Source organism: Paenibacillus flagellatus (assembly GCF_003217775.1).
GTDB lineage: Bacteria > Bacillota > Bacilli > Paenibacillales > NBRC-103111 > Paenibacillus_AB > Paenibacillus_AB flagellatus.
In genome coordinates this window covers 61,737-75,025 of sequence record NZ_QJVJ01000014.1, presented here as the reverse complement: position 1 = coordinate 75,025, position 13,289 = coordinate 61,737, and the positions used below count along the sequence as shown (strand labels likewise).

Sequence of the window (13,289 nt, the reverse complement as noted above, 5' to 3'; positions counted from 1 at the left end):
CCTTTTTGTCTCCTCCTCGATTATCATTCGATGTTTGAGAGTTTAATTTAATTTGTAAGCTCGTATTACTCATCGGCCGATTCACCCCCTTCCCAGAGTTGAGCGCTACTTACTATTTGGACTCTGCAACGTTTGTCGCAGAAACTAGTAAACTGTCGAATCGGAAAACTAGAGATGCAGACACCACTATAACATTATACAATGGTGCTTTCGTACCGTAAAGTAGAAATTGTGAAAAAGTACCACTGCAGCTCTTGGTTTTCTTATGTTTCGTTTGCCGCTACACCTAATTAAACGCAGTGTTTCGCAAAAAGTTGCGGCTTTTGAAAAAAACTTTTTCTATGTGTTCCGCACTCAACTCCTCGAACCGGGGGGAATGTTCTGGCCGTGTACTACAGCGTGCATGTCCCGGCTACGAAACTTAGTATAACGTGCGTCTATCAGTTTCGTCATTACTAAGTATTTTCCATGTGCGATAGATTGTCCATCGTCCTTGAAAGAAGACCTGCCCCTATTCTCGGAGCAGGTCTGTGCCGGATCAGTTGAAGTTTTTCGGGAAAATATCGCTTACTTTCTGAAGCAGCCGCACCGTAATTTGAGCAGCCTGAGCGCGCGTCAGAGGCGATTCGCCGTCAAAGCGGATCGACTTGTCGTTGCCCAGCTCATTCGGTATGCCCTGCATGATTCCCGCGTTGTAGACGGCTTCTACGCTCGGTCTTGCATAGAACGTAATCTCGTCGGTGAATAGTTTTTTCAGTTTCGCTTCCAGCTTGGCGTCGTTCAACGACGTTTTCAGCTCGAGCGCGCGCGCGATCATGACGGCGGCCTGCTCGCGGTTCAAGCGCTGGCCTGCGCCGAATATCCGGTTCTCCAGACCCGTAATAATGCCCGCTCTGGCGGCCGTCTCGATATGAGCGTAATCCCAGATGAAACCGCCAGCCCCCATTCCCTGTGCTACGGGAACGACATCGATAAACGATTGAGTGTTGTCATAGTTCAACGGAATGTTCAACGATTTCACGAGCATCGTCGTAAACTCGCCGCGGGAAATATAATCGTCCGCTCCGAATTCGTCCGTACGCAGGTTGGGCATAATACCTTTGGCGAACAGTGCTTCCAGGACGTTACGAGCCCATCCGTGCCGCGTAATATCGCTGAACCCGTACCGCAGCTTGGCGACCATATAGTATCCGAAATCATAAAAAGGCACCGTAATGGTATTGTCTTTCGCGTTGACCGTTCCGCCGATGTTTTTCCATTGGCCCTTGTCGTTGAAATGATACACCGTTACCGTCGTCAACGCGTTCGTCACGACGTTCTCGTCGAATTTCAGCGTCAGCTCTCCTCGTTGAGTCGGCGTCAGCTTGCGATCGGCCGGGAAAGCCGTAAACGGCATCTCCACGTTATATGGATACGGGTTAACACCGTTCAGAGCCGGCTTGTAGGAAGACGTATTCTTCGCCCCCTGCTCGCCGAGACCGCCCGAAATCCAGAAAATCGAGGACACGCGGGTAAAGTTTTGACGGCCCAGTTCGCTGATGAACGGAATGCGCAAACGATCCATCGTAAATACCGGATTCGCGTTCGGACGTCTCTCGTCGCCGCTACCTGTCCGGTTTACGATGTTACCGTAATCGTCGACTCTCTCCACGACTCCATCCGTCGGATCGGCAATGCCGAACAACAGCTTCTGCTTATCGTAATATTGCGGATAACCGGTTTGCGGATTGTTTTGCTCCAGCAGCGTTCCTTTCGGGAACGTGAGCGACAAGCTCTTGTTGAAGACGGAATGCTTCGCCCCCATCTGCTCCATATACTGGGCGCCTGGCTCTACCGCAGCGGTATAGTACACCTTGACTGTATCGTTCAACGTCTTGCCGCCTTGCTTGACCGATACTTTAATCGACGTTTCCTTATCCGGCTTCAAACCGACATATTCGTAATAATAGCGATCGGTACGATCCGCCCGCTTCTCGGCCGGCTTGCCGTCCACCAGCACCTCGGTCGCGCCTTCCGCTTCGATATCGATGGAGACGAAGTTTTTGTTCACGATGATCCGGTCGCCTACGTTAGGCTTCGGCGCAACAATTCGGTAAGCTGAAACTTCGCGAACCAACTCCATCGATTGCGTAATTTTCACGCCGTTCGCATTGCGAAGCTCAATTGTGTAGACATGCGTACCCGTAGAAGGGAACTCCTGATTGTTCAATCGGAAAACGAAAGCCCCGCCTACGTTATCCTGTTCAACGGATGCGGACTTGGGACCGGAAATGTTAAAGCTCGAAGTCCCCCACGTAGCTTCGAAAATTATCTCTCCGCCTTGTCTTACCACAATATTCGTAGCGCCGCTGCCGATAAATCCGACGTCATACGTCTTGCGGCTCGTCACGTACCGATTGTTCGTAAACTGAATATCGTTGGACGGAATGAAGATTTTGCCTAGCTTCGTATCATAGACCGTGCCCGTGGAACCGAGCAAGCCGGCCAACGGCTCTCGAATGCCGTTCGGCACGACAATCGGCTGGAAGCGCGAAAGCGTCGGCACGTTCGTATCGTTTACGTACAGACGAATGGACTTTTCAATGATTCGGCTGACGTTAGTCGACGGATCCAAATAGGTGGCCCGATAGACCAGTCGGTTTTCGCCGAAATAAAGATCGCCGGACGTTCCGATCGACAGCACGTTTTTAAATTTGTTTTCGCCGTCCAGGTCGAATTTCGAATCGGCCGGTCCTGCCAGCGGATCGCCATCGGTGTACCGCGTACCGTTCACGAAAAATTCCGCGTTAACGCCCAGCGGGTTTTTGAATCCGACAAATTGACCGTCAATCGTAAGGCTGCCGGTGCCGGTAATCGTGATAAACTGCCCGTCATAAACGTTGTTCAAGAACACGTACTGGGTGGAAACGAAATTGATGTCCGCCGCATACGACGAGTTCGTTCCCGAATATTTAAACGACACCTTCTGGCTGCCGCTCGGCAGTCCGGAAACACGATAGAGATACTCTTTGCCTGCTACAAGCCCCGTTATGCTCTCGTCTACTCCCGACGTGGCCGGGTCGTCAACCGGAGTGACAGGGGTAACCGTCAGAGCTGTCGTACCTAACGGCAGCAACACGGCCGTTAACGATTCCGTTGTTACCGCCTTGTTGGTCGTCGCGACTACATAGAAAGAATCCGTCGAGACTTCGCTCTTGTCCAACGCCACTTTATTGCCGACTAATCCCGAGCCCGAATAGTTCGGCAAGAGGTACATATTCTCGATATACAGCTCGTCCGGCAAAACGATAAAGTTGAAATCTTCGATAATGGCAAAATCGTCGTATGTGATCGATACCGTCATTCGTTGCTCTTTCAAAATGGCGCTGCTGCCGTCGACCGCAAGAGCGGCCGCATCCGTCTTGAATTTGACTTTACGGTACGTCGGAGTGACGCCCAAGTTATCCATGATCACCTGGTCATCCGCTGCCGCAACGGTGAAGCCCGTAACCGTGCCGCCGCCGTAAACGGACGTTTGAACGGTCGCACCCGTACCAAATGCTGCCGATTTATAGGGAACGAGCATTTCAATTTCAAGCTGCGCTGTCGAGTCCGTTCCCGTAGAGGTCGGTTTTTTATTCAAAATCGGGTAAGACTTGGACGAATGGAGCAAATTGGCCGCAACGAACGGATCCAACGGATCGTAATAATAAATCGTCCGTTTCACCGTCACTTTGTTGGACGGATTCTCGATGTCGATCGTAATTTCGTTTTTTCCCGGATTCAGACTCAATGCGGGAGCGAAAAACGTTCCGTCCTCCAAAGGCGTTACACTGGAACCGTTAACGGAAAGCCGTGTCGCGTTCTCGACCGTTCCTTCCATATAAACGTCTTTGTTTTTGACGACGATGCTTGCGCCTTCGTTCAGGTTGACGACAGGATCCGCACCGGAACCGACGCGCAGCGACTTCAGAACCGGCGCATCCTGATACAGGACATAAAAAACGTCCTTTTTGTCGGCCGCTCCTTGACGTCCCTTGAGCGTAATGCGGTTGTAGCCGGAGAACAGATCGAGATTGCGCGCCTCGAATTTTTGATTGGCCAGCGGAGTGATACCTGCACTGAACACTTTGTCTGCAGCCGGCTTCCAGGTGCCGCCTACATATTCCATCAATTCCACCGTAACCGTCATCGTATCGGCCGATACGTGGTTGTAGTTACCGGTAATCGTAAACAATTTCGATTTCGCTATGTATATATCCCCGCTCGATCGCGAAAGATCCACGGGATCCGTCGGATTCGCCTTCGCTCTCAAGGTCAAATCGTCGGGGAAAAAGAAGCCGGGAGCCGTCGGCGCCGCGTTTACGGTCAGCGGCGGCAATAAGCTGACGACCAAGGTTAGCATCAGGACTAAGGCTGTCCATATTCGGATTGTCTTACTCAAAGTCTTTCCCTCCTATATGTGATCAAAATCTACACCAATCCGTCATAAATTGCGTTGATTCGCCTAAAACGGTTTACGGCTCCTTCCTCACATTATGCGATTTCTTAAAAATTCCCGTATCTTTGTTATCGGTCGTGAAGGACCGTTTTTTTAGCCTTTGACCAAAAACAAGCAAACAAAAAACCCGGCCCTTGGGGGACCGGGTGAAAATTCGACATAACGGTTATTTCGAAACGTTCTTCGATCGAACGCGCAAAAACAAATTCAAGACGGGACGCTTGCTTTTGCTGACGATCCCGATCGCCTCCGCTCCAACCTGCAGCACCAGCATAATGATGCCGACGAGCACGAGAGCGACCCATTGCGACGTTTGCGACAGTAAGATGGCACAAAGGCCGAAGAAGAGCGAAATGCCGTAAATGACGAGCACGGTATTGCGATGACCGAAGCCCAATTGGAGCAAGCAATGGTGCAAATGGTTTTTGTCCGCGACGGAAATCGGCAGCTTGTTCACTTTGCGGCGTACGATCGCGAAAAACGTATCCGACAACGGGACGCCGAGAATGAGAAGCGGTACGACGAACGAAACGAGCGTCGCCTGCTTGAAGCCGAGTACCGATAGCGTAGCCAGACAGAAGCCGAGAAACAGCGCACCCGAATCGCCCATGAATATTTTCGCCGGATGGAAGTTGTACACCAAAAATCCGACGATGCTGCCGAGCAGCAGCGCACTAAACAGAATAACCGTCACGTTGCCCATCATGATCGCCATGACGAGCATCGTCCCGTTGGCGATTCCGGACACGCCGGCAGCCAATCCGTCCAAGCCGTCGATCAGGTTGACGGCGTTCGTCACGCCGACGATCCAAAATATGGTGAGCGGCACGCTCAGCCATTTCGTCTCGAACTCGTCGCCGAACGGCATGTTGACCAAATCGATCTGAATGTCACCGTAGAAGACGATAACGAAGGCGGCCAGCAGCTCGACCAACAGCTTCGTCTTCGGAGACAAATCGAATCTATCGTCCAACGCTCCGACCAGTACGATCATCGACCCACCGATCAACAGAGCGGATGCGACTCTCCAGTTAATGTCCTCCACCATCGGCGCGATGATGAAGAACGCCCCTACAAAAGCTAAAAATACGGCCAACCCGCCGAGACGCGGCATAATGCGCGTATGTACCTTACGCTGGTTCGGCTTGTCGACCGCCCCTACGAAAAAGGCGAACCGTTTTACTGCAGGCGTCAGGATGACGGCTAAAAGAATGGACGCGATGAAACCGATGCCGTATAAAAACACCATCCGACTGTACCCACCCCCATCAATCTGTATGCCAATCCCCCGTAAAATCGCTTTCCTGAAGACCAACGGACCCATTATACTCCCATTCGTTCGGAAACTCCAATGCGAAATTCAGCAAAAACGGCCGTTTTTGGGCAATTTTCATTCCGATTTTCAAACTATCCGAACGTTATCATGCTGCCGACATCCGTATCTCCGCGTATCTCGGCGGGGCAAGCATTTTTGATGCTTCACGGTTTCTTAACGTACAATCGAAACGATTTGTTGCGCCGGCTGACGGGCTTCCTGCTGCAAACGGGCGATCATCTCCCGCTTCGAATCGATCCATCCGGTCGGATCGTTCAAAAGCCTGCGCGCCTCTTCAGCTACTCGGTTCGAATCGAACGCTTCGGTCGAAGCCGCCGCCGTCATGCCAAGCCGGTTAAGAAACTGATCGATCTTCGGGTCGTACGATATTCCGATCAGCGGAACGTGTTGGGACGCGGCATAAATGAGCGAGTGCAGCCGCATGCCGATCAGCAGGTCGCACGCCCCGACTTCCGCCAACATATCCTGCGGATGGACCGCATCGGCTACCGTCTCGACGGCCGAGCCCTCCGGCAGCGAGCCGATTCGCTCGACGACGTACTTCGAAGCCTCCGTATCGTCCGGCAAATGAAACGGGAGGAATCGAATCGTCGCCGCACCGCCTTCGACAATTGCACGAAGCGCAGCGGCCAGCCGATCAAGCTCGGACCGGTCCCGATTCCAAAATCGGACCGATACGCCGATCACGGGTACCGGCGAACGTTCCCGTTTCGCGGCCGACTCCTTCAAGGTCAATCCCATGACCGGATCCGGCACCACTTCCACACGGTCCCGAGCGACCCCCATTTTGGCTAGCAGCGCGGCCGACTCTTCGTCCCGGACGGAAATGTACGGGCACCCCTTAAATATCGTTCGAATAAAAGGGTAAAAAATAGGTCGGTGGACGGGACCGATTCCTTGCGCATATATAAATGTAGGTTTGCGATAAAACTGGGCGAGCTTCAATACCGCCAAGTAGTACGGAATCGTCTTGACTCCCGTTGCGTCTTGAAGGAGGCTGCCCCCGCCGCTGATCAAGCCGTCGCATTCGCGCAGCGCGTTCGAAACGTCGGAGAAACGCATCCGGTGAACGGCCCGTACGCCGTACATCCGCGACGTATTCTCCGGGCTTACGGAGAGGACGATCGGTTCGATCGCCACTCCCTGCCGCACTCCTTCCGACCGAAGCGCCAGCAAGATCGATTGCAGCACCGCTTCGTCCCCGCTATTGTTGAAGCCGTAATACCCCGATATGGCGATTCGTCTCACTTGGGTGCCCATCTGCGCCATCCTCTCGCCAGCAGTTCCCATACCGCCACATAAACCAAGCTAATGACGATGCCGAACACGATTCCGTAACCTACACGGATGAACGAAATGTGCAGCGGCGTATGCAAATGCGCGAACGTATCGACCATCGACAGCTGTCCCATAACCGCACCGGCGAACAAATAAATCGCATTTCGGTACTTCATGAACATATACGCCGCCAAAATAAAGAGCGGGTGCGCAAACAAAAATTCTTTGTTCCGCGGTCGTACGCCCAATCCGTTTTCTAGAAAAGCGCGCCACACCTTCTCCAGCTCGGACGCTTGGCCTTCGTTCCCCGTACGCGTCAAATAGTAGTACACCGCAGCGCCGAACACGGCGGCCAACACGATCCACAATACCGTAATTTTGGCCAATAAGATCGTCCGCAATCTTGCCACCACATCGCTAAGCCGATTCGATTCCGCGAACAGAAGCGCATAAACGCCCACGAACGCCATCGGCAGCAAATGCAGCAGCGCGACGCCGCGAAACTGCTCCAGCACGAGATAATAATTGATATGGCTTAACAAGGCTACGACATAAACGACTCCCACAAGCGTCAGCACCGAAGTGGCCGCGAACACGAGCAGCGCCCTTCCCCAATGCGGGTTAGAGCCCGCAGCAACGCCGGATCGGGAGCGAATGTATCGGATCGCCAATATCGTCGACAGCGTCGGCGCGCATACGCCGGCTCCGAACGCCATCGCCTGCAGCCCGACGGAGCTGGAAAGCACGTACAAGCCCAGCACGCCGATCGTCCCGATGACAAAGGCCGCCGTCACCAACGCCGGGAAGAACAGGCCGATCGTCAGCGCGATCAAGGCCGCCCCGGCCACGAGCACCGCGAGCTTCAGCGGCTGCAAAGATTCGCCGTATACGACGAACGCGTGCGCCTCGCCCAACTGGTAGCCGGCTTTCTCGATACGGGGGATCGCTCCGTCCGGCCCGGTCAAGCTGTTCATAATATTGTCGAGGTAGTCGTTCATGTAGCCTTTGTCCAAATCTTTGGCCGCCTTCGTGTTCAGGAACAGCATGCGCATGTTGCGGTCCTTGACGGCGAGCACGAGCTTGTCCGCGATTTGATCGGGCTTCAAATTCACCTCGGTATCGAACAGCGGAAACAGCCGGACGACGTTATAATCGAGCTTGTCCGCAAACGAAGCGGTGAACCCTTTTTGCTGCGCTTTCAGCCGCTCGATCGTAGCGGTGCCCATGTTGTATTTCTTCAACAACGCCGCCATCTTCGGAGCGTTATTCGGTTTCGGCGATTCATCGAAGCCGGTCACCGCATTGCCGTCGAAGACGATTCGCTTGACTCCGCGGTCGCTCAGCTTGTTCAGCCAATCGTCCAGCTCGGCTTCGGTATACGGCTGCACCCGGTTCGACAGCCGCGCCACGATTCGGAACCCTTCCTTCTGAAGCATATCCATCGTCATCGGATCCGGTTCCATCGGCTTCGTGTTGGCTTCTTCGTAAGGCAATCCGATCACGAGTCCCGTACGGTTGTTGTGCGTCCACGTGCTTACGGTCACCTTCAGCCGATCCCGGTACGTCCTCTCGATAACCGGCTGCAGCTTGTCCCGCGCTTCCGTGCTGGTGAAGAGCAGGTACGTGTAATTTTCCCCGGGAACCGGCGGTTTACCCGTCAGCAACGAATATTCTTGCGGCGTAAACACTTGGATGCGACGGCTGTTCTTCAGCTCCTCGAGCGAGCTTTCGTAGACGGCCATGCTCCCGATGCCGTTCTCCTTCATCGTCTTCAGCCATTCTTGAACGTAGCTCTCCGGATTCGGGCGATAAGCCGAAGCCTCCAACAAATCCCGGTAGTCGAACACGATTTCCACATTTTTCGTCGAACGTTCGGTCTGTACCCGTTTGTAGACGAGCGGAGTCGAAGCGATCAAGCCGAGAACGACAAGAATCCATAACCATTTCCGTACGCGATCGTTAACTTTGCCATACTGTTGAAGCAAGCCATTCACTCCTTGTAACGTGTCGTAGGGCGAAAATCCGCAAAACCTCTCCGAAGCGGCGCCGCCGCACGAAAGCGGTGCGGGACGTACCGTCGAAGAGGCTCAAGCGGCCTAGAAGTCGAACAAGACGTTCAACCTACGGATTTATTGAAATCGATCGATCCGGGTCATCACCTCGGCGCGCACGCGTTCCAGCCGCCCGCTTGCATCGTCGCCGGACGTGCCGGTTACGCCGAAGTACATTTTGATTTTCGGCTCGGTGCCGGACGGTCGCAGGCAAAACCACGAATCGTCCGCAAGCGTAAATTTCAGAACGTTTTCCGCGGGCAAGCCGTCGATCCCTTTGGAATAGTCTTTCACGCTGACGACCGGAACGCCGACGACGCTCTCCGGTGGAGATTGGCGCCAGTCTTCCATGATCGCCTTGATGTTCTCCAGGCCGTCCTTCCCTTTCATTGTACGGGATTCGAGCTGCTCTTGGAAGTAGCCGTACCGGCGGTACAGCTCCTGAAGCACGTCATAGAGCGTCTTGCCCTGGCTCTTGTAAAAGGCGGCGGCTTCGCAGATGAGCATGGAGGCGAGCACCGCGTCCTTGTCCCGGCAGTACGTGCCGGCCAAGTAGCCGTAGCTCTCCTCGTAGCCGAACAAGAAACGGTATTGTCCGCTGCGCTCGAATTCCGTCATTTTCTCGCCGATATATTTGAAGCCGGTCAGCGTGTCGATCGTATGCACGCCGAAGTCGCGGGCGATCACCGCCCCCATCTCGCTCGTTACGATCGTCTTGATCAAAACGCCGTTATCCGGCAGTTCCCCTCGTTCCTTCAAGCTGCTCAGCACGTAATAAGCCATGACGGCTCCCGCCTGATTGCCGTTCAGCACGACGAATTCGCCCTTGTCGTTCTGCACGACGGCGCCCATCCGGTCGCAATCCGGGTCGGTACCGATCAAGATGTCGGCCGACGTCTCCTTCGCCATCGCCAGGGCGAGCGTGAACGCCTCCCGCTCCTCCGGATTCGGCGACTTGACCGTCGAGAAGTTAGGGTCCGGCAGCTCCTGCTCGGGGACGACATGCACGTGCTCGAAGCCGATTCGCTTCAACACGCTACGCACCGACACATTGCCGGCTCCGTGAAGCGGCGTATACAAGATGTGGAACCGGTCGCTTACCGATTTGACGACGTCCGGATGAAGACTCGTGGCCGCAACCGCCTGCACGAACGCTTCGTCCACTTCGGCGCCGATCCAGATCAGCAGCCCCTCCGCTTCCGCGGCGGCGCGATCCATCCGCTTCACTTTGGACAAGGCGTCGACCTTCTGAATTTCCGCCAGGACGCGCTCCGCATCGCGGGGGACAAGCTGGCCGCCGTCGCTTCCGTATACTTTGTAGCCGTTATATTCGGGCGGATTGTGACTGGCGGTAATGACGACGCCGCCGGTCGCTCCCAAGTGACGCACCGCGAAAGACAGCTCCGGCGTAGGCCGCAGCGATTCGAAAACGTATGCCTTGACGCCGTTGCCGGCCAGGACGAGAGCCGCTTCCAGCGCGAATTCGGGCGATTGGTGGCGGGAATCGTAAGCGATCGCGACGGACGGAGCGCCCGAAGCCGTGGCCTTAACGAATTGAGCCAACCCCTGTGTCGCTTGCGCAACCGTATACCGGTTCATCCGGTTCGTTCCGGCGCCGATTACGCCGCGCAGCCCGCCCGTTCCGAATTCGAGATCCCGGTAAAACCGGTCCTCGATTTCTTTGTCGTTGCCTCGAAGGGACTCAAGCTCGCTCCTCGTGTCTTCGTCGATTAACGAATCGTTCAACCATTGCCGATATTTGGCCAACGCATGCTCCACACTCATGTCTCCACTCTCCTACTCCTGTAATATGAATTGAGGGTTACGGGTTTGCGAGAGCGAACATCAGCTCGCCTTCGGCTACGATCTTCTCGCCGACCTTGGCGACGCCGCGGCCTTTGCCGATCGTGCCTTTCATCCGTGTAATTTCCATCTCCAGAATAAGCGTATCGCCCGGCTTCACCTGGTCGCGGAACCGAAACTGGTCGATGCCGGCCAGCAAGCCGATTTTCCCTCGATTCGCCTCCGAGCGAAGCATCGCGACGGCCGCCACCTGGGCGAGCGCTTCTGCGATCAGCACGCCGGGCATTACCGGATAGCCGGGAAAGTGGCCGGCGAAAAACGGCTCGTTGATCGTGACGTTTTTCAACCCGACGGCCCGAACGCCCTCCTCCACTTCCAAAATGCGATCCACGAGCAAAAACGGATACCGATGCGGTATCGTCTCTTGAATGTCTTTGATGTCCATCAAAACAAGATCGTCCCCTTCCGGCAATGGTATAAAAAAATCTCGGTTAACTTAAACTAGTGAATGTCCCTTCGCGACCTGCAGTAGCGGAGGTTGATATAAGGGAGCGTATGGATGCGGACTCCGACATAGTCCCTTGCATATGCTCCTTTTTATCGGGAATCGAACGTTCCGGCTTCGCGGTTCAGCGACAGAAACAGCACGATGTAGATGATCGACGTGACGAACGATACCCCGATCACAAACCATAGGTACGGAACCGCGAACGAAAAGTCGAAAAAAATAAACAGAAACGCGAAATAGTACAATACCGTCGTCAGCTTCCCCATGCTGTTCGCCGGGACGGTCCGTTTGCCCCGAAAATGAAAAAACGCGGACCCCGCGATCATCCCGGCGTCCCGAATGAACATCGCCACCGCCGCCTGCCACGGTATCATGGCGGACGCGAGCAGCGATATGATAACCGCGAGCATCATGCATTTGTCGGCAAGCGGATCGAGCATGACGCCGACTTGCGTAATTTGTCCCCTTTTACGAGCCAAGTAACCGTCCAAAATATCGGTCGCCCCTGCCAAAACGACAATCAGAAAAGCCGTCTTCAGTTGATTCGTACTGAACAAGACGACGTAGATCGGGATCAGCGCGAAACGACATAACGTCAACAGATTTGGCAAGTTCACCCGTTTCTCTCCCCCGGAATGTTCTTCCATACCCATCCATTATACCGTTGTTACCCCAAAAATAAAACTCCCCGGGCGGGGAGTCTCAGGTGGCAAAGACGAGGTCGAACAAATGCTTCCACGTGCTCCATTGCCAAACGTCCGCAGCGCTTCTTCCCCCGATGTACGAATACCCGATCCACAAACCGACGATCAGGGCGACTAGGCAGAGAAACGGGATCAGCAGCGCTCTGAGCACTCTCAGAACGATTTTCGCCCATCTCGGTCGAAGCTTGCCTTTCGGGCTTTCGCGAACGTTCGTATCTTGATCGTTCATTCCAAGCCTCCCTTGAAGCCGAATTAACCCCGGAGCGTATTCGCCAAATACATCATGTTGTCGGCGGACGTAAGCGCTTTGGCGTTCAACTGGAACGCCCGCTGCGTCAACATCAGCTCCGTCATCTCTTCGGTCAAGTTGACGTTCGATTGCTCCAAAAATCCTTGCTGCACTTTCACTTTGGCCGCTTCGGGATTGACGGCGTCCGTCGCCACAACCCGAACGACCTCGCCGAGCGCCGGGTCGATCTCCTCCGGCAGCACGTACAGGTTATCGCCCAAGTTGCGCAGCAGCTGCGGGCGAACGACTTGGACGAGCTTCAGCTGTCCTGCCTGCGCCGGAGGGCCGGGTATCCGGTCGTTGTACGAGAGCACGCGCCCGTCGGTCTCGATTCGAATCCGCGTGTCGTTAGGGATGCGGATCGGCTGATTATCCGTGCCCAGTACGAGATGCCCTTCCTGGGTCGTCAAGTAGACGTTCTCCGTATCGCCCGGCTGCGCTTTGAGCGCGAACGCTCCGTCGCGGGTCCATGCCGTCCTCGTGACCGGCTGGCCGTTCTCGTCGACGGAAGGAATCGTCACTTCGAACAGCGCGTCCCCCTCGATCGCGAGATCGGTTGGCATGTCGGTCTGCTTCAGCGACCCTTGCGCCATCAGCGTCTGAACCTGGCTGAGCTTGGCGCCCCAGCCTTGGGTCAAGCCGAGCGGCGACATCCGTCCCACTTGCTGAAACGTTTCGGGCTGCCGCATCGTCGTCGTCAGCACGTCGTGAAACGTCGCTTCCTTGCGCTTGAACCCGGTCGTATTGATGTTCGCCATATTATTGGCGATGATGTCAAGCTTCTGCTGCAGCCCTTGCATGGAGACGGTCGAGTTGATCATCGAATGGTTCATACGCTAC

General features: G+C 54.8%; 9 protein-coding genes. All 9 read right to left on the bottom strand.

The genetic code is table 11. The features are described from left to right. Positions 1-538: 538 nt before the first annotated feature. Complete coding sequence (locus DLM86_RS26085) at positions 539-4,423, bottom strand: S-layer homology domain-containing protein (RefSeq protein WP_146250295.1); 3,885 nt, start codon at positions 4,421-4,423, stop codon at positions 539-541. 223 nt (positions 4,424-4,646) lie between these two features. Then, complete coding sequence (locus DLM86_RS26080; RefSeq protein WP_110843005.1) at positions 4,647-5,729, bottom strand: MraY family glycosyltransferase; 1,083 nt, start codon at positions 5,727-5,729, stop codon at positions 4,647-4,649. 240 nt (positions 5,730-5,969) lie between these two features. Next, on the bottom strand, positions 5,970-7,076 hold the full coding sequence (gene csaB, locus DLM86_RS26075; RefSeq protein WP_110843004.1) for a polysaccharide pyruvyl transferase CsaB: 1,107 nt from the start codon (positions 7,074-7,076) through the stop codon (positions 5,970-5,972). Beyond that, positions 7,061-9,079, bottom strand: coding sequence for a DUF5693 family protein (locus tag DLM86_RS26070; RefSeq protein WP_110843003.1), 2,019 nt, complete (start codon positions 9,077-9,079; stop codon positions 7,061-7,063). Before DLM86_RS26070 ends, csaB begins: the two co-directional genes overlap by 16 nt. Before the next feature lie 144 nt (positions 9,080-9,223). After that, entirely contained in the window at positions 9,224-10,930 is a 1,707-nt protein-coding gene (locus DLM86_RS26065; RefSeq protein ID WP_110843002.1) for a phospho-sugar mutase, read from the bottom strand. Between the two features lie 37 nt (positions 10,931-10,967). Continuing rightward, positions 10,968-11,396, bottom strand: coding sequence for a 3-hydroxyacyl-ACP dehydratase FabZ (gene fabZ, locus DLM86_RS26060; protein WP_110843001.1), 429 nt, complete (start codon positions 11,394-11,396; stop codon positions 10,968-10,970). A gap of 149 nt (positions 11,397-11,545) precedes the next feature. Then, entirely contained in the window at positions 11,546-12,073 is a 528-nt protein-coding gene (locus DLM86_RS26055; RefSeq protein ID WP_110843000.1) for a CDP-alcohol phosphatidyltransferase family protein, read from the bottom strand. Positions 12,074-12,158: 85 nt separating this feature from the next. After that, positions 12,159-12,389 (bottom strand): DNA-directed RNA polymerase subunit beta, encoded by a 231-nt coding sequence (locus DLM86_RS26050; RefSeq protein ID WP_110842999.1) that lies wholly within the window; start codon positions 12,387-12,389, stop codon positions 12,159-12,161. Positions 12,390-12,412: 23 nt separating this feature from the next. Further along, on the bottom strand, positions 12,413-13,282 hold the full coding sequence (locus DLM86_RS26045) for a flagellar hook-basal body protein (protein ID WP_110842998.1): 870 nt from the start codon (positions 13,280-13,282) through the stop codon (positions 12,413-12,415). Between the last annotated feature and the right edge of the window lie 7 nt (positions 13,283-13,289).

Bases quoted from the DNA above. Each gene is read 5' to 3' on its own strand.
- DLM86_RS26080 (WP_110843005.1), bottom strand. From the start codon at position 5,729: ATGGTGTTTTTATACGGCATCGGTTTCATCGCGTCCATTCTTTTAGCC.
- csaB (WP_110843004.1), bottom strand. From the start codon at position 7,076: ATGGGCACCCAAGTGAGACGAATCGCCATATCGGGGTATTACGGCTTC.
- DLM86_RS26045 (WP_110842998.1), bottom strand. From the start codon at position 13,282: ATGAACCATTCGATGATCAACTCGACCGTCTCCATGCAAGGGCTGCAG.
- DLM86_RS26050 (WP_110842999.1), bottom strand. From the start codon at position 12,389: ATGAACGATCAAGATACGAACGTTCGCGAAAGCCCGAAAGGCAAGCTT.
- DLM86_RS26065 (WP_110843002.1), bottom strand. From the start codon at position 10,930: ATGAGTGTGGAGCATGCGTTGGCCAAATATCGGCAATGGTTGAACGAT.